This window comes from Trinickia terrae, assembly GCF_005144415.1.
Lineage (GTDB): Bacteria > Pseudomonadota > Gammaproteobacteria > Burkholderiales > Burkholderiaceae > Trinickia_A > Trinickia_A terrae.
In genome coordinates this window covers 1-25,488 of record NZ_SWJE01000028.1, presented here as the reverse complement: position 1 = coordinate 25,488, position 25,488 = coordinate 1, and the positions used below count along the sequence as shown (strand labels likewise).

24 protein-coding genes, 1 pseudogene and 1 riboswitch are annotated in these 25,488 nt (G+C 65.2%); of the genes and pseudogenes, 9 read left to right on the top strand and 16 right to left on the bottom strand.

The genetic code is table 11. The features are described 5' to 3' along the window. Positions 1-6 precede the first annotated feature (6 nt). From pxpA to FAZ69_RS31955, 3 genes and pseudogenes are all read left to right on the top strand, one after another. A complete protein-coding gene (gene pxpA, locus FAZ69_RS31965) occupies positions 7-759 on the top strand; it encodes a 5-oxoprolinase subunit PxpA (protein ID WP_136899308.1) in 753 nt (250 codons plus the stop codon). Positions 760-947: 188 nt separating this feature from the next. Then, a pseudogene (locus tag FAZ69_RS31960) lies at positions 948-1,526 on the top strand (5-oxoproline transporter, DUF979 family subunit); the annotation flags it as partial. Positions 1,527-1,875: 349 nt separating this feature from the next. After that, positions 1,876-2,502 (top strand): hypothetical protein, encoded by a 627-nt coding sequence (locus FAZ69_RS31955; RefSeq protein ID WP_136899306.1) that lies wholly within the window; start codon positions 1,876-1,878, stop codon positions 2,500-2,502. Positions 2,503-2,562: 60 nt separating this feature from the next. Here FAZ69_RS31955 and FAZ69_RS31950 read toward each other — a convergent pair whose 3' ends face one another. The 12 genes from FAZ69_RS31950 to FAZ69_RS31895 form a co-directional block, all read right to left on the bottom strand. After that, the gene (locus tag FAZ69_RS31950; protein ID WP_136899304.1) at positions 2,563-3,729 is read right to left on the bottom strand and encodes a TraB/GumN family protein; all 1,167 of its coding nucleotides are present in this window, start codon (positions 3,727-3,729) and stop codon (positions 2,563-2,565) included. Further along, a complete protein-coding gene (locus FAZ69_RS31945) occupies positions 3,722-4,738 on the bottom strand; it encodes a peptide ABC transporter ATP-binding protein (RefSeq protein WP_136899302.1) in 1,017 nt (338 codons plus the stop codon). Before FAZ69_RS31945 ends, FAZ69_RS31950 begins: the two co-directional genes overlap by 8 nt. Beyond that, a complete protein-coding gene (locus tag FAZ69_RS31940) occupies positions 4,738-5,751 on the bottom strand; it encodes an ABC transporter ATP-binding protein (protein WP_136899300.1) in 1,014 nt (337 codons plus the stop codon). Before FAZ69_RS31940 ends, FAZ69_RS31945 begins: the two co-directional genes overlap by 1 nt. A gap of 1 nt (position 5,752) precedes the next feature. Then, a complete protein-coding gene (locus FAZ69_RS31935; RefSeq protein WP_136899298.1) occupies positions 5,753-6,670 on the bottom strand; it encodes an ABC transporter permease subunit in 918 nt (305 codons plus the stop codon). 8 nt (positions 6,671-6,678) lie between these two features. Next, positions 6,679-7,689 carry an ABC transporter permease subunit gene (locus FAZ69_RS31930; protein ID WP_136899296.1) on the bottom strand — a complete coding sequence of 337 codons (1,011 nt, stop codon included), beginning with the start codon at positions 7,687-7,689 and terminating at the stop codon, positions 6,679-6,681. A gap of 132 nt (positions 7,690-7,821) precedes the next feature. Beyond that, positions 7,822-9,453 carry an ABC transporter substrate-binding protein gene (locus FAZ69_RS31925; RefSeq protein ID WP_136899294.1) on the bottom strand — a complete coding sequence of 544 codons (1,632 nt, stop codon included), beginning with the start codon at positions 9,451-9,453 and terminating at the stop codon, positions 7,822-7,824. A 166-nt stretch (positions 9,454-9,619) separates the two neighbouring features. Further along, positions 9,620-11,254 carry an ABC transporter substrate-binding protein gene (locus FAZ69_RS31920; protein WP_136899292.1) on the bottom strand — a complete coding sequence of 545 codons (1,635 nt, stop codon included), beginning with the start codon at positions 11,252-11,254 and terminating at the stop codon, positions 9,620-9,622. A gap of 239 nt (positions 11,255-11,493) precedes the next feature. Next, positions 11,494-12,324, bottom strand: a complete 831-nt coding sequence (metF, locus tag FAZ69_RS31915) for a methylenetetrahydrofolate reductase [NAD(P)H] (protein WP_136899290.1) — start codon at positions 12,322-12,324, stop codon at positions 11,494-11,496. Positions 12,325-12,354: 30 nt separating this feature from the next. Further along, entirely contained in the window at positions 12,355-12,708 is a 354-nt protein-coding gene (locus FAZ69_RS31910) for a phage holin family protein (RefSeq protein ID WP_136899288.1), read from the bottom strand. Between the two features lie 175 nt (positions 12,709-12,883). After that, positions 12,884-14,302 carry an adenosylhomocysteinase gene (gene ahcY / locus FAZ69_RS31905; RefSeq protein ID WP_136899286.1) on the bottom strand — a complete coding sequence of 473 codons (1,419 nt, stop codon included), beginning with the start codon at positions 14,300-14,302 and terminating at the stop codon, positions 12,884-12,886. Between the two features lie 33 nt (positions 14,303-14,335). Next, a riboswitch (S-adenosyl-L-homocysteine riboswitch) is annotated at positions 14,336-14,458 on the bottom strand. Between the two features lie 94 nt (positions 14,459-14,552). Then, complete coding sequence (locus tag FAZ69_RS31900; RefSeq protein WP_136899284.1) at positions 14,553-15,278, bottom strand: LrgB family protein; 726 nt, start codon at positions 15,276-15,278, stop codon at positions 14,553-14,555. Between the two features lie 43 nt (positions 15,279-15,321). Next, entirely contained in the window at positions 15,322-15,777 is a 456-nt protein-coding gene (locus FAZ69_RS31895; protein WP_136899282.1) for a CidA/LrgA family protein, read from the bottom strand. 116 nt (positions 15,778-15,893) lie between these two features. On the opposite strand from FAZ69_RS31895, the gene FAZ69_RS31890 reads away from it, so the two are divergent. The 3 genes from FAZ69_RS31890 (at position 15,894) to FAZ69_RS31880 (ending at position 20,227) form a co-directional block, all read left to right on the top strand. Further along, positions 15,894-16,835 (top strand): LysR family transcriptional regulator, encoded by a 942-nt coding sequence (locus FAZ69_RS31890; RefSeq protein WP_136899280.1) that lies wholly within the window; start codon positions 15,894-15,896, stop codon positions 16,833-16,835. A 136-nt stretch (positions 16,836-16,971) separates the two neighbouring features. Beyond that, a complete protein-coding gene (locus FAZ69_RS31885; protein WP_136899278.1) occupies positions 16,972-18,726 on the top strand; it encodes an acyl-CoA dehydrogenase family protein in 1,755 nt (584 codons plus the stop codon). Between the two features lie 64 nt (positions 18,727-18,790). Continuing rightward, the gene (locus FAZ69_RS31880) at positions 18,791-20,227 is read left to right on the top strand and encodes a coniferyl aldehyde dehydrogenase (RefSeq protein ID WP_136899276.1); all 1,437 of its coding nucleotides are present in this window, start codon (positions 18,791-18,793) and stop codon (positions 20,225-20,227) included. A 31-nt stretch (positions 20,228-20,258) separates the two neighbouring features. Here the strand turns inward: FAZ69_RS31880 and FAZ69_RS31875 are convergent, their stop codons facing one another. Beyond that, positions 20,259-21,296 carry a serine/threonine protein kinase gene (locus FAZ69_RS31875; protein ID WP_136899364.1) on the bottom strand — a complete coding sequence of 346 codons (1,038 nt, stop codon included), beginning with the start codon at positions 21,294-21,296 and terminating at the stop codon, positions 20,259-20,261. Between the two features lie 103 nt (positions 21,297-21,399). Then, positions 21,400-21,612, bottom strand: coding sequence for a hypothetical protein (locus FAZ69_RS31870; RefSeq protein ID WP_136899274.1), 213 nt, complete (start codon positions 21,610-21,612; stop codon positions 21,400-21,402). A gap of 472 nt (positions 21,613-22,084) precedes the next feature. Between FAZ69_RS31870 and FAZ69_RS31865 the strand changes: the two genes are divergently transcribed. Beyond that, positions 22,085-22,270: a hypothetical protein gene (locus tag FAZ69_RS31865; protein WP_136899272.1), complete on the top strand. Its 186-nt coding sequence runs from the start codon at positions 22,085-22,087 to the stop codon at positions 22,268-22,270. 15 nt (positions 22,271-22,285) lie between these two features. On the opposite strand, the gene mgrA is transcribed toward FAZ69_RS31865, so the two are convergent. Beyond that, on the bottom strand, positions 22,286-23,332 hold the full coding sequence (gene mgrA / locus FAZ69_RS31860) for an L-glyceraldehyde 3-phosphate reductase (protein ID WP_136899270.1): 1,047 nt from the start codon (positions 23,330-23,332) through the stop codon (positions 22,286-22,288). Between the two features lie 262 nt (positions 23,333-23,594). Between mgrA and FAZ69_RS31855 the strand changes: the two genes are divergently transcribed. Then, positions 23,595-23,801: a DUF3185 family protein gene (locus FAZ69_RS31855; protein WP_136899268.1), complete on the top strand. Its 207-nt coding sequence runs from the start codon at positions 23,595-23,597 to the stop codon at positions 23,799-23,801. Positions 23,802-23,816: 15 nt separating this feature from the next. On the opposite strand, the gene FAZ69_RS31850 is transcribed toward FAZ69_RS31855, so the two are convergent. Continuing rightward, the gene (locus FAZ69_RS31850; RefSeq protein WP_136899266.1) at positions 23,817-24,578 is read right to left on the bottom strand and encodes a phytanoyl-CoA dioxygenase family protein; all 762 of its coding nucleotides are present in this window, start codon (positions 24,576-24,578) and stop codon (positions 23,817-23,819) included. Positions 24,579-24,968: 390 nt separating this feature from the next. Between FAZ69_RS31850 and FAZ69_RS31845 the strand changes: the two genes are divergently transcribed. Next, entirely contained in the window at positions 24,969-25,334 is a 366-nt protein-coding gene (locus FAZ69_RS31845; protein ID WP_136899264.1) for a hypothetical protein, read from the top strand. The last annotated feature ends 154 nt before the right edge of the window (positions 25,335-25,488 follow it).

Below are 25,488 nucleotides of genomic sequence, written 5' to 3'. Positions count from 1 at the left end.
ACCACCATGGAAATCGATTTGAATGCCGATCTCGGCGAAGGCTGTGGATTCGACGAGGCTCTGCTGGATTTCGTCAGCTCGGCGAACATTGCGTGCGGCTGGCACGCGGGCGGCGCCAACGCGATGCGCGACTGCGTGCGCTGGGCCGTCCAGAAAGGCGTGGCGATCGGCGCGCACCCGAGCTTCAACGATCCGGAAAACTTCGGCAGGAAGGAGATGGACCTGCCGGCCGGCGACATCTACGCCGGCGTGCTCTACCAGCTCGGCGCGCTGTCCGCGATCGCGCAGGCCGAGGGCGGACGCATCGTCCACGTGAAGCCGCACGGCGCGCTCTACAACCAGGGCGCGCGCGATCCGGCGATCGCCGATGCGATCGTGTCGGCCGTGCATGACTTCGATCCGTCGGTTGCCGTGTTCGGCCTCGCGAACAGCAGCTTCGTCGAAGTCGCGCGGCGCGCCGGGCTCACCGCCATCGAGGAAGTCTTCGCCGACCGCGGCTACCGCTCCGACGGCTCGCTCGTGCCGCGCAGCGAGCCGGGCGCGCTGATCGACGACGAGGACGAGATGCTCGAGCGCACGCTCACGATGGTGCGCGAGCGCAAGGTCAAGGCGATCGACGGCAAGTGGGTGCCGCTCAACGCGCAGACGATCTGCCTGCACGGCGACGGCCCGCACGCCCTCGACTTCGCGAAGCGGATCCGCAGCGCGCTCGAGGACAACGGCATCGAGGTGCATCCGGCCAGCGCGCTGCGGGCCTGAGCGGTCGGAATCGCCTGATTGCCGCCCCGGCGGGATCGGCGCTGCCACCCATCTAGAAACAACGAGCGCCTTGCATCACCGCAAGGCGCTCGTCAAATGCAGTCCAAGCGGCCTCAAAAACGAGACCAACATAAGAGCCGCATGTAGCGAACCCGCGCCGGGCATCCCCGGCGCGATTCTGAGAAAAGCTCGTCGACAAGGAACATCCGCGGCGCTTCACGGCGGGCGGCTTCTGGGTCCTGTACGCGCTCGTGTTCCTCGCCGGCGACAAGCTGCCGGTCGAAGCCGTCGGTGCGCTCGTGGTCGTGATGGCGCTGATCGCGGGCTTTGGCGGCGTGACGGCGGGTAAGCCGAAGATGCCGTCCGAAGACGCGCGCCGCGCCAACGCCACGCGCCTCGGCAACAGGCTCTTCGTGCCGGCGCTGACGATTCCCGTCGTCGCGGTGATCGTCTACTGCGTCGGCATGGCGCTCTTCACGATGGTGATGGGCAACGGCTTCGCCGCGTTTCAGGTGATGACGGGCGGCGTCGGCGTGCCGATTCTCGTCAACGGGTTTCACGGCAACCCGGCGACGATGGTGGCAATCGGGATGTTCTCCGGCTACTGCGGGACGTTGATGACCCCAATGGCGGCGAACTTCAATATCGTGCCGGCGGCGTTGCTGGAGTTGCCGGATAAGAATGCGGTCATTAAAGCGCAGGTGCCGACGGCGTTGACGTTGCTTGTCGTCAATATTTTCTTGTTGAACTGGCTGATGTTTTTGTGAAGGCGCGGGGTGTCGCCGGAGAAGACCGGATTGGTGAAGCTGGCGCCCCAGCCGGGAGACTGGGGTCACGGAGTTCGTTGGCTCGCCACACACGATGAATCATCGTCGGCACTTCGGAGGCTTGCTCAAGACCGCGCTTCAACTCATCGACAGAAAGAGCAAAAGACTGTTGAGTCACGATGAACGACACGACAAAGAAAGCAAGTTCTTTTCTTCCGTGCATTGTGATTTACCTAGATTTGACACTCCGGGCCGCAGAAAGCAGGCCTTCAGAATCTGGATTTGCCGGCTAAAGTTTTCAATCGACATGCCGATATGGGGGAGACAAACAAACTCTCGAGAGGGATAAATGCGCCTCGTTGTCGGTACTATATTGCTTGCAGGCCTTCTTGCAGGCTGCAATACGACTCTTCAAGTGGCAAAACCTGACGCCGCCACAGGTCTCTATGCAACTCATTCCGCACTCAAACCCGAAGACGTGCGTGTCGCCGAGAAATTCGACCCGGCATATACGCAAATGGTTTACTTGAAGATCAACGCCGAACAGCCGAACCCGCGCTTTGTAGATTTCTTTGTCGCGGCGCTCAAGGATATGAATACCTTCAAGAAAGTCGTCACGAAGGACGACTTGCAGCAGATTGTTATCGAACGCAACCTGGGCGCCAAGGTCCCGAGCGTATCGGATCTGGTTGGGCTAAATAATCTTAGCAAGGAAATCGGTCCGTTCTTGATCGTCGAACCCAATGCGGTGTTCAAAGGTGGTTATATGTTCGAAGGAACATTAAAAGCAACTGACGCCTCGACTGGAAAGCCGGTTTTGCTGATCGACACTACCGCGTTCAACATGGCGGGACTTGACGATCCACTGTTTCACCCGATGCTTAACGGGTTCATTAACTGGACGCGCAATCAGCCAGTCGTACCGAAGTCACCGGGCAGCGCTCAAGAAACCAGTCAGAAATCGCCAAGCCTCTAAGAAGTTCGGCAAGGCCAAGTCTGTTCTTCGTTACGGCGCAGCCCGGATATGCGGGCTGCGTCACCCCGCCTCCACCACAAACCCATGCTGGCGCAACAGCCCCAGCACGCCTTTCGGCCCGCCGAGATGCAGCGCCCCGATCGCCACGAAGATTGGCTTATTCGGCGCGGCAATCAACAGCATCCGCGCGACAAACCGCCGATTCCGCTCATAAACGATCTTGTTGTCGATCGCATCCGAAACCGGCTGCGAGCGCGCGAGCTTGTCGGACTTCGCCGAAGCCCACGCCGCGATCGCATCCACATCCCCAATCCGCCACAACCGATGCAACTCCATCACATCGGCCACATTTTGCGCAGGCGTCTGCTGAAGGTCCTGCGCAAGCATCTCGCGCTGCTCGGCAAGCGTCAGCCCCGTGAACGCGCGCATCTGCTCGCCTAGTGTCTCGAGCCCGACCACCTTGCCCTTCGTCTTCAGATAAACGTTCTGTAACTGCGCTTCCGATCCGTACTCCGTCTGCAGCCCGGCCGCAAGCGAGTCGTAGGTCTCGACCAGCAGCGCCGCGAGCCAGGGCCGCGTCTTCTTGATCTCATCGAGCGCCGCCGGATTGCCGCGCAAACGCTGCGCAAGCTTGTGCCACAGCGCCTCCGGCAACAAGCGCGGCAGGCACTCGCGCGCACAGACGCCGTACTTCGTCACGTCGTCCTGCGACTCGATCAAATCATCGGGAGACAGCTCGAGCGCGAGCGTCGGCGACGCCGCCAACGCGGCCAGGATCGGCCGCCGAAACGGCTGACCGGCGGGATAGTCGGACGGGTCGCCGACATGCAGCGTCCCGAGCAGATAGATCGTCGTCTGCCCTTTGGTCGCGACATAGAACGGCATGTGCGCCGGCTGCACCGTCACCGGCCCGCTTGCCGTCGTGCCGCCGCTCGTGGACGGCAGCGGCGGCGGATGGAAGCCCGGCAGCGACGCCCGAGGCTGAGAGGTCGCGGGCGGCACCGCCGGCCCGCTCGCCGGAACCGGCAAATGTGCGGGCGGCATCGCCGTATTGCCCGGCGCGCCGGCCGCACGCGCCATACCTATCGGTACGCCGAAGCCCGGCGGGATGAGCGCAAGCGCAGCGCTCGCCAAGAGGAACGCTGTCCAGCGCCGCGCGAAGGCGGCGCTGCGGCCCCCTCCGTGCAAGCGGCGCGCAATGCGACGCGCCGCCCGCGCTTCAGGCATCCGCCTCCCCCACCTCCTCGGCGCGGTGGCACGCCACCTGCCGTCCATCCACTTCGCGCAGTTGCGGCACTTCGCTGCGGCACCGCTCGACCGCATACGGGCAGCGCTGATGGAACGCGCAGCCCGACGGCGGATTGAGCGGCGACGGCAGCTCGCCCTGCAGCTTGATCTTGATGCGCCGGTCGGACTCGAAGATCGCCGGCGTCGCCGACATCAGCGAGCGCGTATACGGATGCCGCGGCTTCGCGAAGACCGTCTTCTTGTCGCCGAGCTCGGCCACGCTGCCGAAGTACATCACCATCACGTCGTCGGCGACGTGCTCGACCACGGCCAGGTTGTGCGAGATGAACACGTAGCTCGTCTTGAACTGGTCCTGCAGGTCCATGAAGAGGTTCAGGATCTGCGCCTGGATCGACACGTCGAGCGCCGACACCGGCTCGTCGGCCACGACGATCTGCGGATCGAGGATCATCGCGCGCGCGATCGCCACGCGCTGGCGCTGCCCGCCCGAAAACATGTGCGGGTAGCGCTTCGCGTGCTCGGGCCGCAGGCCGACCGTGCGCATGATCTGCGCGATGCGCTCGGCGCGCTCGGCCGCGCTCAGGCTCGTGTTGATCGCAAGCGGCTCGCCGAGCGTCTGCTCGACGGTCTTGCGCGGGTTCAACGACGCGAACGGGTTCTGGAACACCATCTGCACGTTGCGGCGCAGCCGCGCGATTTTCGTCTTGTCGGCGCTCGCAACGTCGATGCCGTCGACGACGAGCCGCCCGGAAGTCGGCGGCTCGATCATCGTGAGCTGGCGCGCCAACGTCGACTTGCCGCAGCCGGACTCGCCGACCACCGCGAGCGTCTTGCCGCGCGTCAGCGCAAACGACACGCCGTTGAGCGCCTTGACGGTGCCGTGGCCGAACATCCCGCGCCGGACTTGATAGTGCTTCGCCAGCTGGTCCGCGACGAGCACGAGATCCTCGCCATGCTGCGCGTGAGGCGTTTGAGGTACTGCGTTCATCATGCGCCTCCGTGCCCGGCGGGGGTGTGCGTTCGGCTCGACAGATCGAGATTGAGCGGCTTGATGCAGCGCGCCCGCATGCGTTCGTCGGGCGCAGCAAGCATATCAAGCCCCGGACGCGCCTTCATGCAATCGTCCACCACGTACTTGCAGCGCGGCGCGAACAGACACCCCCTGGGCCGGTCGTCGCGGCCCGGCACCATGCCCGGCAAGGCCGCGAGCCGCATCGCACCGACGTTGTGCTCGGGAATCGCCGCGAGCAGCGCCTCGGTGTACGGATGATGCGGCGCGGCAAAGATATCTGGCACGCGGTTCGTCTCGATCACCTCGCCCGCGTACATCACGGCGACGCGCTGCGCGACCTCGGACACCACCGCCAGGTCGTGCGAGATCAGCACGAGCGCCATGCCGCGCTCCTTCTGCAGCTTCACGAGCAGGTCCATGATCTGCGCCTGGATCGTGACGTCGAGCGCGGTGGTCGGCTCGTCGGCGATCAGGAGCTTCGGGTTGCAGGCGACGGCCATCGCGATCATCACGCGCTGGTTCATCCCGCCCGACATCTGGTGCGGAAACGAAGTGATGCGGTTCTTCGCGTCGGGAATGCCGACCTGGTCGAGCAGCTCGATCGCGCGCTTGTGCAAAGCGTCGCCGCGCAGCCCCTCGTGCAACTTCAGCACTTCCTTGATCTGATAGCCGACGGTGTAGCTCGGGTTCAGGCTCGTCAGCGCATCCTGGAACACCATCGCGATGTCCTTGCCGACGATCTTGCGGCGTTCCTTCGCCGTCGCCTTCAGGAGGTCCTTGCCGTCGAAGGTGATTTCGTCGGCGGTCACGATGCCGGGCGCGTCGATCAAGCCCATCAGGGCCATCATCGTCACGCTCTTGCCCGAGCCCGACTCGCCGACGATGCCGATCACCTCGCCCGGGGCGATGTTGATGTCGACGCCATCGACGGCGGGCAGGCCGCCGAAATTCACGCGCAGGTTGCGGACGGTCAGAAGATTGTTCTTCATGTCAGGCCATCCGTTTCAGTTTGGGGTCGAGCGCGTCGCGCAGCCCGTCGCCGAGCAGGTTGATCGCGAGCACCGAGATCACGATGGACAGGCCCGGCAACGTCACGATCCACCAGGCGTTTTCGATGTAGTCGCGCGCCGAGGCCAGCATCGCGCCCCACTCCGCGGCCGGCGGCTGCACGCCGAGGCCGAGGAAGCCGAGCGCGGCCGCATCGAGAATCGCCGACGAGAATCCGAGCGTCGCCTGCACGATCAACGGCGCCGTGCAGTTCGGCAGCACTTGCGAGAACATCAGCCGCAGCGTGCCCGCGCCGGCCACGCGCGACGCGGTCACGTACTCCTTCTGCAACTCGCCGAGCGCCGACGCCCGTGTCAGGCGCACATAGCCCGGCAGCGCGACGATTGCGATCGCGAACATCGTGTTCGTGAGGCCGGGGCCGATGATCGCGACCACGGCCACCGCGAGCAGCAGCGACGGCAGCGCGAGCAGCACGTCCATGAGACGCATGATCGGCGTGTCGGCCCACTTGTCGAAGAACGCGGCGATCAAGCCGAGCACGATGCCCGGAATCAGCGCGAGCACGACCGACACAAAGCCGATCCAGAACGACATCCGCGCGCCGTACATCAGGCGCGAGAGGATGTCGCGGCCCGCTTCGTCGGTGCCGAGGACGAACTTCCAGTTGCCGCCGTCGAGCCACGCGGGCGGGATCTTGACGGAATCGCGGTACTGCTCGATCGGGCTGTGCGGGGCGATCAGCGGCGCGAAGATCGCGACGAAGATGAGCACCAGCACGACGATGCCCGCCGTGACGGCGCCGCGATTGCGCGAGAAGTTGGCCCAGAATTCGCGCAGCGCGAGCACGCGGCCGCTTGGCGGCGTGACCGCTTGGGGGACGGTGTTTTGAATATCTGCCATATCTACCCTTACCTCGTATGGCGAATGCGCGGATTGAGCACGCCGTACAACAAATCGACGACGAGATTCACGGCGATCACGAGCGTCGCGATCATCAGGATCCCGCCTTGCACGACCGGATAGTCGCGCCGGCTGATCGCATCGATGAGCCACTTGCCGACACCCGGCCACGAGAACAGCGTCTCGGTCAGCACGGCGCCCGCGAGCAGCGTGCCGACCTGCAGGCCGATCACGGTGACGACGGGAATCAGCGCGTTGCGCAGCGCATGCACGACGACCACGCGCACGGGCGAAAGCCCTTTGGCGCGCGCGGTGCGGATGTAGTCCTCGCGCAGCACTTCGAGCATCGACGAGCGCGTCATCCGCGCGACGACCGCGAGCGGAATCGTGCCGAGCACGATCGCCGGCAGGATCAGGTGCCTCACCGCCGACTTGAACGAGCCCTCATCGGGCGCGAGAAGCGCGTCGATCAAAAAGAAGCCGGTCACATGCGGGAGGTCATATTCGACGTCGATGCGGCCCGACACCGGCGTCCAGCCGAGATAGCCCGAAAAGACCATGATGAGGATCAAGCCCCACCAGAAGATCGGCATCGAGTAGCCGGTGAGCGCGGTGCCCATCACGCCGTGGTCGACGATGGTGCCGCGCCTGAGCGCGGCGAACACGCCGGCCGGCAGGCCGACGGCGAGCGCAAACAGCATCGCGCAGAACGACAGCTCGACGGTCGCCGGAAAGCGCGCGAGAAATTCGCCCATCACGCTCGTATTGGTGATCAGCGACATCCCGAGATCGCCGTGCAGCGCGCGGCCGACATAGTGGAAATACTGCAGCGGCAGCGGCTGGTCGAGCCCGAGCTGATGGAGAGCTGCGGCGTGCATCGCGGGGTCGACGCCGCGCTCGCCCATCATCAGCTCGATCGGGTCGCCGGGTATCAGGTGGATGAGCGCGAAAGCGAGGATGGTAATGCCGATGAATGTCGGTATCACCATGCCGATGCGGCGCAAAACGAATCGGAACATGGTTCGTCCCTAAATCTTCGAGGAGGAAAAGCGCGAACGGCGACGAGGGGGGCCTCCCCTCGTCGCCGGACGATTGCGTGGACTGTCGGCGTACGCCAAGAAGCGTACCTTGCCCGCCTTACGGCGAGCCTGTTACTTCACGCCGACGCCGTCGAAACGCAGATAGCCGAGCGGCTCGATCCGCATGTCGGTCACGGTCTTCCTGACCGGCTGATAGACGGTCGAGTGCGCGATCGGCGAATACGGCAGCTGCTGCGCCCAGATCTGCTGCGCTTGCGTATAGATCTGCGAGCGCTGCGCCTGGTCCGGCGTTTCGCGGCCCTTCTTGACGAGGTCGTCGAACGGCTTGTAGCACCACTTGCCGAAGTTGCTGCCGTTCACCGCATCACAGCCGAGCAGCGTGCCGAGCCAGTTGTCCGGATCGCCGTTGTCGCCGGTCCAGCCGATCAGCATCGTGTCGTCCTCGCCGGCGTGGGCGCGCTTGATGTACTCGCCCCACTCATAGGTGACGATCTTCGCGCGCACGCCGATCTTGGCCCAGTCAGCCTGGATCATTTCCGACATCAGGCGCGCGTTCGGGTTGTACGGGCGCTGCACCGGCATCGCCCACAGGGTGATGTCGATGCCGTTCGGGAAGCCGGCCTTCGTCAGCAGGTCCTTCGCCTTCGCCGTATCGTACGACGCGAGCTTCAGGTTCTTGTCGTACGACCATTGCGTCGGCGGCATCGGGTTGGTCGCCGCCTGCCCCGCGCCCTGATACACCGAATCGATGATCGCCTTCTTGTTGATCGCCATATCCAGCGCCTGGCGCACCTGCACGTTGTCGAGCGGCTTGTGCGTCACGTTGTACGACAGGTAGCCGAGGTTGAAGCCCGGCTGCGACGGCATGTCGAGGTTCGGATCGGCTTTCAGCGTCGCGATATCGGCCGGGCGCGGATAGGCCATCACCTGGCACTCGTTCTGTTTCAGCTTCTGCACCCGCACGCCCGCGTCGGGGGTGATCGCGAAGATCAGCTTCGAGATCTTCACCGCGTCGGGCTTCCAATAGTCAGGATTGCCATCGAAGCGGATCGTCGCGTCCTTCGTGTAGCTGCGGAAAATGAACGGACCCGTGCCGACCGGATACTGATTCATGTCCGCGGCCTTGCCGGCCTTGAGCAGCTGGTCCGCATATTCGGCCGACAGGATCGAGGCGTACTCCATCGCCATGTTCTGGATGAACGGCGCGTTCACTTCCTTCAGCGTGAACTTGACGGTGTACGGGTCGACTTTCTCGACCTTCGTGATCAGCTTGTCGAGGCCCATGTCGGTGAAGTACGGGAACTGCACCGGGTAGGCTTTGCGGAACGGCTGGTTCGGGTCCAGCATGCGCTGGAACGTGAACACGGCGTCGTCCGCGTTGAATTCGCGCGTCGGCTTGAAGTAGGCCGTCGTCTGGAACTTGACGCCGTGGCGCAGGTGGAACGTGTAGGTCAGGCCATCGGGCGACACGTCCCACTTCTCGGCAAGGCCAGGCTCGACCGTGGTGCCGCCGCGCTCGAACTCGACGAGGCGGTTATAGACGGTGAACGTGTTGGCCGTGAAATCCGTACCGGTCGTGTATTGACCCGGATCGAAGCCTGCGGGGCTGCCTTCTGAGCAGTAGACGAGCGTCTTGTTCGGAATCGCGGCGTGCGAGATCGTCGCAGCGCCCAACGATACCGCTGCGGCAACGCCGGCGAGCGCGGTGGTACGCAAGGCGTGCAACAGTCGGGTTTGAATCATGTTTCCTCCAGTTTTCAAGCCGGGCCCTGGCCGGCGTAGCGCGATATTACTGACCTTCCCCGACGCGAACAAGCGGAGGAAATTAGGCATTGCCAAGCCGGCAGCGAACGTGCCCCGCCCCGCGTCGCGGTGCCTCACAAGGCCGCGTCATCGAACCGCAGACGCTCTATTTGAGTCCGACGTACCAGAACTGGGTCGGCCCGAACGGATCGATCTTGAAGCCCGTGACGTTCTTGCGCAGCGGCTGGTAGACCGTCGAGTGCGCAATCGGCGTAAACGGCACTTGCTGCTTGAACAGCTGCTGCGCCTGCGTGTAGTACTTCGTGCGCTCCGCGATATCGGTGGTCGTGCGGCCCTTCTGGATCAGCTCTTCGAACGGCTTGTAGCACCACTTGGCGAAATTGCTGCCGTTCACCGCATCGCAGCCGAGCAGCACGCCGAGCCAGTTGTCCGGATCGCCGTTGTCGCCGGTCCAGCCGATCAGCATGGCATCATGCTCGCCCGCGTGGCCGCGCTTGATGTACTCGCCCCACTCGTAGGTGGTGATCTTCGCGCGCACCCCGACCTTCGCCCAATCGGCCTGGATCATCTCGGCCATCAAGCGCGCGTTCGGGTTGTACGGGCGCTGCACCGGCATCGCCCAGAGCGTGATGTCGAATCCGTCCGGGAAGCCGGCCTGGGCGAGCAGCGCCTTGGCCTTGTCCGGATCGTACGGCGCGTCGCGCAGGCTCTTGTCATACGACCATTGCGTCGGCGGCATCGGGTTGGTCGCCGCCTGCCCCGCGCCCTGATACACCGAATCGATGATCGCCTTCTTGTTGATCGCCATGTCGAGCGCCTGGCGCACTTGGGCGTTGTCGAGCGGCTTGTGCGTCACGTTGTAGGCGAGATAGCCGAGATTGAAGCCAACTTCGCTCGGCAGCTGCAGATCGGGATCGGACTTCAGCCCCGCAATATCCTGCGGGCGCGGATAGCTCATCACCTGGCATTCGTTCTGCCGCAGCTTCTGCTCGCGCACGGCCGGGTCGACCGCGATCGAGAAAATCAGCTTGCCGACCTGGACGACGTCCGGCTTCCAATAGTCAGGATTGCCGTCGAAGCGGATCGTCGCGTCCTTGGTGTAGCTGCGGAAAATGAACGGCCCCGTCCCCACGGGATAGAAATTGATGTCGGACGCCTTGCCGGCCTTCATCAGCTGCTCGACGTACTCGGCCGACAGGATCGACGCGAACGGCATCGCGATTTCCTGCAGAAACGGCGCGTTCACCGCGTTCAGCGTGAAGCGGACCGTGTACGGGTCGAGCTTCTCGATCTTCGCGATGCTCTTGTCGAGCCCCATGTCCGTGAAGTACGGCAACTGCACCGGGTAAGCCTTGCGGAACGGGTGGTTCGGATCGAACATCCGTTCGAACGTCAGCATCACGTCGTCGGCGTTGAACTCGCGGGTCGGCTTGAAGAACGAGGTCGTCTGGAACTTCACGCCGTGGCGCAAGTGGAACGTGTAGGTGAGGCCGTCCGGGGAGATTTCCCACGATTCGGCCAGCCCCGGCTCCACCTTCGTGCCGCCGTGCTCGAATTCGACGAGCCGGTTATAGACGGTGTAGGCCGACGCGCTGAACTCGACGCTCGTCGTGTACTGCGCGGCGTCGAAGCCGGCGGGGCTGCCTTCGGAACAGTAGACGAGGGTCTTGTTGGGCAGCGACGCGGCGCCCGCAGAGAGGCTCCCGGCGGCGAAAACACAGCCGAAAGCCAAGAAACAGGCGATCTTGCGCAAGACAGACAGCCGGCGATCTTTCGACATGACGCGCTCCTTTGGGTAACCGTTCTGGTTCGAGCGATGCGTTCAGCGACGTGATCGTAGCTTAGTCAATATTTTTTGCGGCGAAGGTGGGGATTACGCCGATCTTACGAACGATAAGCGGCGGTAATGGATGCACCGGAGGGAAAAGAAAGACGAGCCGCGGCTGCGGCCCGCCGATCGGTGAGGTGAGGCGAGGCGACGCCTGCGCACGACGGCGAGCCGTGCGCAAACCGAACCGCTCAAACGCCCAGGCGCTCGCAAATCGCCTTGGTCGCCGCCGAGGCATTGAGCGTATAGAAGTGCAGCCCCGGCACGCCCGCGTCGACGAGCCGCTGACACAGACCCGTCACGACATCGAGCCCGAAGGCGCGAATCGCTTCGCGATCGTCGCCGAAGCTCTCGAGCCGGCGCGCGACCCAGCGCGGCACTTCCGCGCCGCACATCTCCGAGAAGCGCATCAGCTGCGAGAAATTCGTGATCGGCATGATGCCCGGCACGATCGGCACGTCGACGCCGAGCTTGCGGGCGTCGTCGACGAAGCGGAAGTAGGCGTCCGCATTGAAGAAGTACTGCGTGATCGCCGAGTTGGCGCCGGCCTTCACTTTGCGCGCGAAGTTCTCCAGATCGTGCTTCGGCGAGCGCGACTGCGGGTGGTATTCCGGATAGCCCGCCACTTCGATCCAGAACCAGTCACCATGCTCCGCGCGAATGAAGCTCACGAGCTCCGACGCATAGCGCAGCTCGCCGACTTCGCCCATCCCCGAAGGGAGGTCGCCGCGCAGCGCGACGATATGGCGGATGCCATGCGAGCGGTATTGGTTGAGGATCCCGCGCAGGCTGTCTTTCGACGAGCCGATGCACGACAGGTGCGGCGCGGCTTCAAGGCCGTCGGCGGCCATCTCGAGGACGGTGTCGAGCGTGCCTTGCTGCGTCGAGCCGCCGGCGCCGAACGTGACGGACACGAATTTGGGCTTCAGAAGCGCGAGCTGCTTGCGCGTCTCGCGCAGTTTCTCGATGCCTTCCGGCGTCTTCGGCGGGAAGAACTCGAATGAGATTTCGATCGGTTTCATGATTCTTTGGGGTTTCCGGCAGCGACCGCTTCAGACGAGGTTGCGGTTGCCGAAGATCAGCGCCGACAGCAGCCACGACACGATGCTGTAGAGGATCGAGCCGAAGAACGCCGCCCAGAAGCCCGACACCTCGAAGCCCTTCAGCAAGGACGCGCACAGCCAGAAGCACAGCGCGTTGATCACCAGAATGAAGAGGCCCAGCGTGACGAGCGTGACGGGCAGCGTCAGCACGATCAGCACCGGCCGGATGATCGCGTTGATGAGCCCGAGCACGAGCGCGACGATGAGCGCGGTGCCGAAGCTGCGGATGTGGATCGACGGAACGAGGTAGGTGATGATCAGAAGCGCGAGTGCGTTGATCACCCAGGTTAGCAGCCAAGTCATCGAAAACTCCTATCCGGTTCTGGCCCGGCACGATGAAGCGCCGCCGCGCCGGGACAAAGCGTGGCGCGGCGGCTTGGGCGGCATCGGGCGGTCAGGCTCGGCGGCGCGTATCGCGTCCGTCCGTGCACTGCCCGCCTTCTGCCCGATTGCGGCTCGATTACTGCCGTATTGTTGCTTAGTAACGGTAGTGGTTCGGCTTGAACGGACCGTTCTTGTCGACGCCGATGTAGCCTGCCTGATCGTCGGACAACACGGTCAGGTTGGCGCCGATGCGCGCGAGGTGCAGGCGCGCGACCTTCTCGTCCAGGTGCTTCGGCAGCACGTACACCTTGTTCTCGTACTGGCCGCCGCGCGTGAAGAGCTCGATTTGCGCGAGCGTCTGGTTCGCGAACGAGTTCGACATCACGAACGACGGATGGCCCGTCGCGCAGCCCAGATTGACGAGGCGGCCCTCGGCCAGCAGGATCACGCGCTTGCCGTCCGGGAAGATGATGTGGTCGACCTGCGGCTTGATGTTTTCCCACTGGTACTGGCGCGTCGACGCGACGTCGATTTCCGAGTCGAAGTGGCCGATGTTGCAGACGATCGCGTTGTGGCGCATCGCCTTCATGTGATCGTGGTTGATCACGTGGTAGTTGCCGGTGGCCGTCACGAAGATGTCGGCCTTGTCGGCCGCGTATTCCATCGTCACGACGCGGTAGCCTTCCATCGCCGCCTGCAGCGCGCAGATCGGATCGATTTCGGTGACCCACACCGTGGCGCCCAAGCCGCGCAGCGACTGCGCGCAGCCCTTGCCCACGTCGCCGTAGCCCGCGACGACCGCGATCTTGCCCGCGATCATCACGTCGGTCGCGCGCTTGATGCCGTCGACGAGCGACTCGCGGCAGCCGTACAGGTTGTCGAACTTCGACTTCGTGACCGAATCGTTGACGTTGATCGCCGGGAACGGCAGGCGGCCGTCCTTTTCCATCTGATAGAGGCGGTGCACGCCGGTCGTGGTTTCCTCGGTGACGCCCTGCACTTGCGCGAGGCGCTTCGAGTACCACGCGGGATCGATTTCGAGGTGGCGCTCGATCGACTTGAAGAGCGCGACCTCTTCCTCGTTGGTCGGCTTGGCGACGACCGAGCGGTCCTTCTCGGCCTTCGAGCCGAGGATCAGGAGCAGCGTGGCGTCGCCGCCGTCGTCGAGGATCATGTTGGCGAACTCGCCGTTCGGCCATTCGAAGATGCGGTGCGAGAACTCCCAGTATTCGTCGAGCGATTCGCCCTTGAACGCGAACACCGGCGTGCCGCCCTTGGCGATCGCCGCGGCGGCGTGGTCCTGCGTCGAGAAGATGTTGCACGAGGCCCAGCGCACGTCCGCGCCGAGCGCCTTGAGCGTCTCGATCAGCACGGCGGTCTGGATCGTCATGTGGAGCGAACCCGCGATGCGCGCGCCCTTCAGCGGCTGCTGCGCCTTGTACTCTTCGCGGATCTGCATGAGACCCGGCATTTCGGTCTCGGCGATGTTCAGTTCCTTGCGGCCCCAGTCGGCGAGGGAGAGGTCGGCAACGACGAAATCTTGAGTCTTGGAATCCATAACTGCGGCGTTCATCACGCCCTCCTTTCTAAAAAGTTCTAGAAATTTAAGACGTGAGCGCCGTTCGATGGAGCCGGCCAGCGGGGGTCGTGCGAGCTGCACGCGCGGGTGGTCCGATTGAAGCGTCCCGAGCCTGGCGGATGAGAATCCGTCGCAACGCTCCTCGGAACGAAGCGCGATTGTAGCAAAGGAAAGCGAAGTTTTGCGATGGGTTTCGCAGGCGGCGCAGGCCGGGAAGCCCGCGCTCCGTCAAGCGGTTCGCACCCTAAATCGGCAGGATCATCGGCAAGAGCGGCGCGATCATCACCATCACGATCCCCGTCATCATCATCGTGAGGCTCGCGACCACGCCTTCCTCGCCGCCCAGCTCGCGGGCCTTCGAGATCCCGGCCGCATGCGACGACGCCCCATACAGCGCGCCGCGCGCGAGCCGCGTCCTGGCGGGAATGAACGCGAGCACCAGCTCGCCGAGCAGCATCCCGCACATGCCGGTCGCGATCACGAACAGCGCGGTCAGCTCCCGCGGCGCGTGGATCTTGTCGGAGACGGCCAGCGCGAACGGCGTCGAGACCGAGCGCGTCATGAGGCTGCGCTGCAGATCGGGCGAGAGGTGCAGCAGCTTCGCGAGCAGCAGCGAGCCGCCCACCGCCGCGACGATGCCGACCGTCACGCCCGCCGCAAGCGAGATCCAATGGCGCTTCATCAACTCGCGATACTGGTAGATAGGCACCGCGAACGCGACCGTCGCCGGGCCGAGCAGCCACAGCAGCCAGCGCGTGTCCTGGAAGTACAGGGCATAAGGAATGTGCTCGGCGACCAGGAAGCCGATCAGCAGCACCGGCACCACGATGAACGGTGCGAGCCACGGCTTCTTTGCGTTCGCGTAGACGCGCTTCATCGCGAAATACAGCGCCACGGTCAGAACGAAGCAACCGGCGGCGATCCACTGAGCGGAGACGCCGGCGAAAAACTGGGATGTGAAGGGATTCATTCGTTTTCGGGGCACGGCGGTTCGAGTGCCGGCGCCCGCTCCATCAATTGCGCGCGTCCCGCGCGGCAAGCACGCGCCGCAACGCGAGGCGGCGCTCGAAACGCGCGGCCCTGTCGACCGCGAACGCCACGGCGATCATCACGCTCACCGTCCCGGCGATCACGACGAGCGCCAGGCGCCAGCCGTCCTTCTCGAACAGGCCGCCGTACTTGACGGCCGCGATCGTCGCGGGGATGAAGAACAGCAGCATGTCGGACAGCAGCCAGTTGGCGCCGTCCTCGATCCAGCGCGCCGCCCCGCGGCCGATGAACAGCAGCGCGAGCAGCAGGCCCAGGCCCGCGACGCCGCCCGACACCGGCAACCCGGTCCGGCGCACGATGAAATCGGCGGCATACCAGACGGCGGCAATCGCCGCGGTCTGGAAAGCAATCTTGCCGGCCCGCACCGCGACGCCAACCAACCGCGTCGATGCGAGGCTGATGGAACGACTTGGGGTCATGGCAGCAACCTTTCTTTGATCTGACGCATGAAAGTATAGAAATAGCCTCGCCATAAATAAAATGACTTAGAATCATCTAATGCATTCCAGATTGGAATTTCAGCGAAGGATTGCCCATGGAACTCCGCGCGCTGCGCTATTTCATCGAAGTGGTCCGCCAGCAGAGCTTCACCGTCGCGGCCGAGCGGATGTTCGTCACCCAGCCGACCATCAGCAAGATGGTCAAGGCGCTCGAAGATGAGATCGGCGCGCCGCTGCTGTTGCGCGAAGGCCGCCAGATGATGCTGACCGACGAGGGCCGGATCGTCTTTCAGCGCGGCCAGGAGGTGCTCGCCGCGCACGCTCGACTGCAGGCCGAGCTCGACGACGTCGGCACGCTCGGCCGCGGCGAGCTGGCCATCGGCATTCCGCCGATGGGCGGCTCGCTTTTCACGCCGGCCATCGCCGAATTCCGGCGGCGTTATCCGAAGGTCGAATTGAAGCTCTACGAGCACGGCTCGCGCGCGATCGAGGCGGCGCTGATCGCGGGCGAATTGGAATTGGGCGGCGTGCTGCAGCCGGTCGACATGAACATGTTCGACGTGCTGCCGATGACCAACCAGCTGTTGTGGGTCGTCGCGCGCCGCGGCTCGCGCTGGGACGACGCAGAGAACGTGCGTCTCGCCGATCTCGCGAGCGAGCCCTTCGTCTTCTACAACGAGAGCCTGGCGCTCAACGACGTCGTCATGGAAGCGTGCCGCGGCGTCGGCTTTACGCCCGCCATCGCCGGCCGCAGCAGTCACTGGGATTTCATGGCGGCGCTCGTGCATGCGGGCGTCGGCATCGCGCTCCTGCCGTCGCCGTATTGCCGGCGGCTCGATGCGACGCACTTCACCTGCAAGCCGGTCGTCGAGCCGGAGATTCCGTGGCGCATGGCGGTCGGCTGGCGCAAGAACGGCTACCTCTCGCACGCGGCGCGCGCATGGCTGGCGGTCGCGCGCGAGACGCTCCCCGGCCAGCCCGGCGACGACTTCGCCTATACCCGCTCGCGCCGATTGACGGGCACGCCTGAGGATTGAGCGGCGCCCCGGCGCGACAAAGGCGGCAAGAACGATTCCTCTAAACGGAATCCGCCGCCCCTACCTATCATGCATGGGCATTTCAGGCCGCCCGGCGCGACAATAAGAGAGGCGCCCATCGCATAAGGAGACGCACATGGCGACGCACGAAGTCACGAACCAGGCTCCGCCGCTCGAAAACTACAACCTCTTCGAAAGCGACCCGGCCCTGATGGAAGCCGTCGAGCGTGAAGGCGCGCGCTGGCACCTTGCAGCGCTGTCCCGCGACGGCACGCAGCTCGGCAAGCCGGAAACGCTCGCCCTGGCCAGCGCCGCGAACCGGCACGAGCCCGAGCTCTTCACCTTCAGCCCGCGCGGCGAGCGCATCGACGCCATCGAGTTTCATCCGAGCTGGCACCAGCTGCTGACGCTGCTGCGCGCCGAGGGCCTGCACGCGCTGCCCTTCGAGCAACCGCAGCCGGGCGCGATGCCCGCGCGCTGCGCCGGCTACTTCCTGCATGCGCAACTGGAATCGGGCTCGCTGTGTCCGCTGACGATGACCTTCGCGAGCATCCCCGTTCTGCAGCGCGAGCCCGCGCTCTATGCGGCGTTGCGCGACCAGCTGCTGTCCCGCGAGCACGACCCGCGCGACATTCCGCTCGCGCAAAAGCGCTCGATGATGGTCGGCATGGGCATGACCGAGAAGCAAGGCGGCTCCGACGTGCGCAGCAACCAGACGCGCGCGTTCGCCGTGGAAGGCGAGGGCCGCGGCGCCGCGTACCGGCTCGTCGGCCACAAGTGGTTCTTCTCGGCGCCGCAGTGCGACGCGCACCTCGTGCTCGCACGCAGCGGGATGGAACGCCCCCCACGCTCTCTTCGTTCGCTGCCCCCCGAGGGGGCGTCTCAGCACGCTTGGGGCGGCCCGGCGCGTGCTGAGACGCACGAAGGGCTGTCGTGCTTCTTCGTCCCGCGCTTCGCGCCGGACGGCACGAAGAACCCCGTCCAGATCCAGCGCCTCAAGGACAAGCTCGGCAATCGCTCGAACGCCAGCAGCGAAGTCGAATTCCTCGATGCCTACGGCGTGATGATCGGCGACGAAGGCCGCGGCGTGCCGACCATCATCGAGATGGCGAACTACACGCGGCTCGACTGCGTGATCGGCAGCGCCGCGCTGATGCGCGCGGCGCTCGTCCAGGCGATCCACCACGCGCGGCACCGCGCCGCCTTCGGCAAAAAGCTCGTCGAGCAACCGCTGATGCGCAACGTGCTCGCCGATCTCGCGCTCGAATCCGAAGCGGCGACGGTGCTCTTCATGCGGCTCGCGCGGGCGTACGACAGCGACCCGGCCGCAGCAATGCCCGAAGATCGCGCGTGGCGGCGCATCGTCACGCCGGCCGCGAAGTTCTGGATCTGCAAGCGGACGCTCGAATTCACCGGCGAGGCGATGGAGGTGTGGGGCGGCAACGGTTACGTCGAAGAAGGCCCGATGGCGCGCTTCTATCGCGAGGCGCCGGTCAATTCGATCTGGGAAGGCTCGGGCAACGTAATGTGCCTCGATGTGCTGCGCGCGATCGAGCGCGATCCCGAAGGCGCGCAGGCGCTGCTTGCAGCATGGCTTGCCGATGCGCAGGGGCATCCCGCTTTGCGCGCCGCGCTCGAACGGCTTGCGGGCTCGCTCGCCGCCGCGCCGGATGCGCTCGAAGCGGGTGCGCGGCGCATCGCTCAGCAACTCGTGCTCGCGGCTCAAGCGGTGCTGCTGCTGCGCCATGCTCCCGCGCCGGTCGCCGACGCGTTCATCGCGACCCGCCTGGCCGACGGCGCCGCGTCCGCCGCGCAATGCGGGCGTGTCTACGGCACGTTGCCGGCATCGTTCGACCACGCGGCGATCGTCGCGCGGGCGTTTGCCGCGTGACCGTCGACAACTGCCGCTCGAAAAGCGCGCCGCCGAGCGCGACAACCAGGATCAGGGAGTGACGATGAAAAACGATCTGCCCGGCTATGCCGCGCTCGAAGCATTGTGGCGCGAGCAACGCCAAGCGCACTTGCGTACGCCGTTTCCATCGTGGGAGACGCGCGCCACGCACCTGAAGGCGTTGTGCGCGATGCTGCTCGACCACAGCGACGCGCTCGCCGAAGCGGTCAGCGCCGACTTCGGCAACCGCGCGAAGGAGGAAGTGCTGTTCTCCGAGATCGCGCTCGTGAAGATCGAAATCGAGGCGGCGCTCAAGCACGGCAAGCGCTGGATGAAACCGCAGCGCAGGAGCGCGGGCCTCTGGCTCCAGCCCGCCCGCGCGACGGTCATGCCGCAGCCGCTGGGCGTCATCGGCATCGTCGCGCCCTGGAACTACCCGATCCTGCTTGCGGCCGGACCGCTCGTCGGCGCGCTGGCGGCCGGCAACCGGGCGCTCATCAAGATGTCCGAGCTGACGCCCCGCACCTCGGCCCTCTTCGAGGAGCTCGTCACGAAGACATTCGCGCGTAATCACGTCGCGGTCGTCAACGGCGATGCGTCGGTCGGCGCCGCCTTCAGCGCGCTGCCGTTCGACCATCTGCTCTTCACCGGCTCGACGCATGTCGGCCGCGAAGTGATGCGCGCCGCCGCCGGCAATCTCACGCCCGTCACGCTCGAGCTCGGCGGCAAGTCGCCTGCGATCATCGGCCCGCGGGCGCGCTTTCACGCGGCGGTCGACAGCATCGTCACGGGCAAAACGCTCAACGCCGGACAGACCTGCATCGCGCCCGATTACGTGCTCGTGCCGCGCGGCAAGGAGGAGGCGTTCATCGCGCGAGCCCGCGCGTGCGTCGCGCGGCTGTATCCGGACTTCGCGCGCAATCGCGATTACACGTCGATCGTCTCGGAGCGGCACTTCGCGCGGCTGCAGCGGCTCGCCGACGAAGCGGCCGCTGGCGGCGCGCAACTGCATCCGCTCGCCGATGCTTCGGGCGCCGTTGCGTCGGGCGCCGATGCGTCGATCCGGCGTTTCGCGCCCTGCGTGGTGACCGGCGCGCCCGACGATTCTGCGCTGATGCGCGAGGAAGTCTTCGGCCCGCTGCTGCCGCTCGTGCCCTACGACACGCTCGACGACGCGCTGCGCTACGTGAACGCGCGCGAACGTCCGCTCGCGCTCTACCTCTTCGACGAGGACCGCGCGACGATCGAGCGCGTGCTGCGCGAGACCATCTCGGGCGGCGTGTCGGTCAACGAGACGCTGCTGCACATCGCGTGCGACGACCTGCCGTTCGGCGGCGTCGGCGCGAGCGGTATGGGCGCGTACCACGGCTACGACGGCTTCGTGACGTTCTCGAAGATGAAGCCGGTGCTGACGCAGCCGCGTTTCAATACGCGCGCGCTGATCGCGCCGCCTTATGGGTGGCGCGTGCGGGCGATCCTGAGGCTGATGATGAAGCGGTGAGCGCACCTACCCTTGGGTGAATGGCGCGAACTTACAACGGCCAGAGCGGCCCTTCCTGCATCGCGCCGATCTGCTCACGCAGTTCGAGCACGCGCTCTTCCCAATAGCGCTGCGTGTTGAACCACGGGAACGCGGCGGGAAACGCCGGATCGTCCCAGCGGCGCGCGAGCCACGCTGCGTAATGAATGAGCCGCAGCGTGCGCAGCGCCTCGATCAGATACAGCTCGCGCGGCTCGAATTCGCAGAAGTCCTCGTAGCCCGCGAGCAGGTCGGCGAGCGCGTGCGACGCGTCGGCGCGGCCGCCCGGCAGCAGCAGCCACAAGTCCTGCACCGCGGGGCCCATGCGGCTGTCGTCGAAATCGACGAAATGGGGGCCGGCGTCGGTCCAAAGCACGTTGCTCGGATGGCAGTCGCCGTGGAGGCGCAACGGGCGCACCTCGCCCGCAAGCTCGAATGCGCGCTCGACGCCTTCCAGCGCGAGCCTCATCGCCGCTTCGTATGGCGCGCGCACGTCGGGCGGGATGAAATCGCTCGCCAGCAGGTAGTCGCGCGGCTCGTAGCCGAAGGTGCGGATATCGAGCGACGGACGCGCGGCGTACGGCGCGCTCGCGCCAACCGCGTGAATGCGGCCGATGAAGCGCCCGAGCCATTCGAGCGTGTCGCGCCGGTCGATTTCGGGGGCGCGCCCGCCGCGCCGCTCGAAGATCGCGAAGCGAAAGCCGTCGAATTCGTGCAGCGACCGCCCCTTGCTCATACGCGCCGGCACGGCCGGAATCTCGCGCGCGGCGAGCTCGGCGACGAACGCGTGCTCTTCGAGTATGGCTTCGTCCGACCAGCGCTGCGGCCGGTAGAACTTCGCGATCACGGGCGGACCGTCCTCGACGCCCACCTGGTACACGCGGTTCTCGTAGCTGTTGAGCGGCAGCAGGCGCCCATCGGTGCGCACGCCGGTGGCGGCGAGCACGGTGTCGACGGCGTCGAGCACGCATTCCGGCGTGAGCCGGGTGAAGGGATGGGCGGCGGCGGGGCCGCCCGTATCGGAGGATGAGTCGAAGCGGGAATCGTTCATGCCCGCATTGTGCCGCATGCGCGCGCTCGTTACCGAACGCGCCGCCGCACAAGCGGGCAAAACCGACGCAAAAGACCGCTTGGCGTGGCGGCCAAAAGCGGGTTCAGTGCATCAATTCGGAAGCCGGCCGCACGAGGTCGCCGGTGTCGATCAGATCTTCGAGAAAGAACGGTTCAGTGTTGAGTTGCAGGGACGCGCCGGGCTCGCCGGCATACCAGACCACCATCGCCATGTCCCCGAGAATGCGCATGACGATGCCGCGCGCACCCGCGGGCACGGCGATATGCACGGACCGGACGATCGAACCGACTTGCATGATATTTCCCCCGTTCTATGTTGCTGCGAAGCCAGGGCGAGCCGCCCCGGCGGTGAAACCGCGCGACGAACGAGCCGTTGCGCGTGCATCTAATTGTTCCTGCGATAACGGCAACTGGAAAGCGAAAGCTGATAGTACAAATGCCTCTAGTTTCGGAGATCGTCCTTACGAACGCTTGACACGAAAGCTGAACGCAAGCGTGCGCACCAGCGGCGCATCGCCCTGAGCACCCCGCGACGAATCCCCGCAAGCCCCGCCGCACGGGGCTTTCGGCGATCGAAAACTAAACGCCGCACAGCCCTGCGCCGGCGAGCGGCACTCGATTTGTCTCCTATACTCAGTTAATGCGTACGACCGCTTGGCGCGACACATGGGATCGGAGTAAGTGCTGAAGCGCTAACTCCAGACAACCACAGCATGGGATCGGAGTAAGTGCTGAAGCACTAACTCCGATCGACAAAGGAGACACAGCATGTCGACATACTTCACCATCGGCGATTTGATCCTGATCCTTCCGATGGCGTTTGCCGGGGCACTCTTTCTCGGCGCACTGCCGACGTCGTCCTCGTTCAAGCACAATGTCCTGCGCGTGCTGGGCGCGCTGCTCGGCGCGGCCTTCGCCGTGGTGCTGGTCGAAGGGCTGCCGGCGCTCATGTAGCGGCCCGGCGCCTCATCATCCAATCGCCTGATCGGTGGACGGCTTCTCCCATAGATTGATGCCGCCCTCGGTCGCGTAGCGGTCGATTTCCGCGAGCTCATCCGGCGTGAACGCGAGGTTCCGCAGGGCGGCGACGTTCTCGCGCACCTGCTGGGGCTTGCTCGCGCCGATCAGCGCCGAAGTCACGCGCGAATCGCGCAGCACCCACGCGAGCGCCATCTGCGCAAGGCTCTGGCCGCGCCGCTCGGCGATCGCGTTGAGCTTGCGCACGTGCTCGATGTTTTCCGCGCTGAGATGACCCTCCTGCAGCGAACCGCCGCCCGGCTTGTTGACGCGCGCATCGGCGGGCACGCCGTTCAGGTACTTGCCAGTCAGGAGCCCTTGCGCGAGCGGCGTGAACGCGATGCTGCCCGCGCCGACCTCGTCGAGCGCATCGAGCAGTTCGCCTTCGATCCAGCGGTTGAGCATGTTGTACGCCGGCTGATGGATGAGTAACGGCACCTTGTGCTCGCGCAGCAGCTTCGCCATCTCGCGCGTCTTCGCCGCCGAATAAGACGAAATCCCGACATAAAGCGCCTTGCCTTGCTGCACTGCGGTCGCGAGCGCGCCGGCGGTCTCCTCGAGCGGCGTGTCGGCGTCGAAGCGATGCGAGTAGAAGATGTCGACGTAATCGAGCCCCATGCGCTGCAGGCTCTGATCGAGGCTCGCCAGCACGTACTTTCGGGAACCGCCGCCCTGGCCGTAAGGGCCGGGCCACATATCCCAGCCGGCCTTCGACGAGATCAGCAACTCGTCACGGTAAGGCTTGAAATCGTCCTTGAAGAGGCGCCCGAAGTTGGTCTCGGCGCTACCGTAGGGCGGCCCGTAGTTGTTGGCGAGATCGAAGTGCGTGATACCCAGGTCGAACGCCGTGCGCAGGATCTCGCGCTGCGTCGAAAGCGGCGTCGTATCGCCGAAGTTGTGCCACAGCCCGAGCGAGATTGCCGGCAACTTGAGCCCCGACTTGCCGCACACGCGGTATTGCATGTCTGAATAGCGTTCCGATGCTGCTTCGTAGGCCATGTGAGTCCTCGATGAGTGCGTGGATGAGCGCGGCCTCGCGCGGCCGCCCGACCGGGTATGTTAGCCAAACGCGTCAGTCCGCGCTGACGGCGGCCGACGGCCCGAATAGCAGGATTTGGCGGGGTTCCGCGTGCGGCGGCAGACGCGAGTGCGGCCCCGGCAGCTTCGATGGCGCGGCTACGCCGCAAACGCGCGAGGGATGGACGCCGCCCGGCAGCTCCCATACACTGCCGCGTCCGTGTTTTGTCGATGAGGGCTTCTCATGATCAAGGCGATTTCGCTTGCGCTGATCGTCGGCGGCGTGGTGCTGCTGTACTTCGGCGGCCAGTCGTTCCACTCGTTTGCCAACGACATGTCGCGCCTCTTCACCGGCGCGCCGACCAACAAGACGATCCTGCTGATCACCGGCGGCGTCATCGCGACGATCGCCGGGCTGACCGGCCTCGCGGCCTCCTCGCGCAAGCGCTGAAACGTTGCAACAAGCTTAAAGCGCCACCTCTGGCTTCGAAGCCGAACGCGACCCCGGCAGCGGCACGTTGCTCGCGCCGTGATAGGTGAACACGAGCGAAAACTTCACGTCGCCGGTGAGATTCTGCCCCGCGGAGTGCAGCGTGTTGCAGTGGAAGAAGACAACGTCGCCCGGCTGCAACTCCGGCGACACCGCCGTGTGAATGAGGGCCTGATTCTCCGGCAGATCGGAGCGGAAGAACTTCGCCTCGTCGAACCGATCGGACGTGAACGCCGTATTGTGCGACCCGGGCACGAACCAGAGCCCGCCGTTGTCGACAGTCTCGGGGCCGAGCGCGAGCCACGTCGACACCAGGTCGTCGCGCTCGAACGACCAGTAGCGCGCGTCGCGATGCCAGCCGGTCAGGCTGCCGTAGCGCGGATGCTTCGTCATCGTGCAGTTATGATGCGCGCGCGACAGCCGCGGCTCCTCGCCGAAATACAGCTCCATCCAGCCCTTGATTTCGGGCGCGGTCGCCCATTCGCGAAGGAGCTCGTGACGCACGTAGGCGTCGAGCAAACGCCGCACCGTGTGACCGCCCGGCGCCTGCTTCGAATCCGGCGCGCCGGGATAGCGTAAGTCGGCCTCGTACTCGAGCGGCGCCGCCGCTTCTTCGAGCTGCCGCTGCGCGAGCGCCTTGATCGCGGCGCAGCGCTCGGACGCAACCAGTCCGGGCACGACCACGAAGCCGCGTTCCCGCAGCATCTGCACCTGTTCCTTTTTTGAATGCTCTGCCATGAAGCGTTCCGTTTTACCCAGGTTGACGTTTTGGTGAATATGCCGATTGTAAAACGGGCATGAACGGCGCGCGCGCATGCTGCACGGCGCTGGAGCAGCGATGCACGCAATTCGGTCACAACAGCGGCGAAAAAGCGTCGATCTCCCTACGGATAAACCCCTAACCGCAGTAGGACAACCGAGACTTTCTCCCGTCACGATTCGCGTGTAGCCTGCACGGATGTCGATTGCTTCTCTCTTCTGCGCGCGATCCACTGCGATCGCCGCCGCGTCGGGCCACCATCCGGGCCGTCCGGTCTCGCCAGTTGGCATGCTTGGTGCTCCTTTCAGCATGCCGCCGCTCATCTCCTGCGACGCCCTTCCCGACGCTCTCGCTCTCACGCCCGAACCATGCACACTCGTCTGACTACCCGCATCAAGCGCGTCGCCCTGAAGGCGGCCCGCCCGGCACAGCGCCGCATCGTGCGCGCGCTGCGCCACCACGCCACGCGCACCCGCCAGCTCGCGCAACAGCGGCAAGCCTCGTCCGCCGACGGCTTGCGCGCCTGGTTCCAGTCGCTCTTCTCGATGCTGCGCGTACGCGCAGGCGCGCGTCCTTTCTCGCGCTTCTCGCTGCGAACGCTGCTGCCGAGTTCGCCGCTGACGCTGCGCTCATCGGCCTCGCGCCGCACACCGACCGTTTCGCCGCGCGGTGCTGGCCGCCGTCCGCGCCGTCTGGCAGCCAGCACCGGCTGGTTCGCGTTCGCCGCGCGCTGACCCCGCCGTCACCGAAGCGGTAAACGGGATAGGGGCGCTCAGGTAGCCTGAGCGATCCCCTCCCACATACATGGACGCCCCCGTTTTGCAAGGCCTTCGCGAACGATCGGCAGATGGGATTGAGATTGCGGCCATACATCCGGACTGTTGAGGA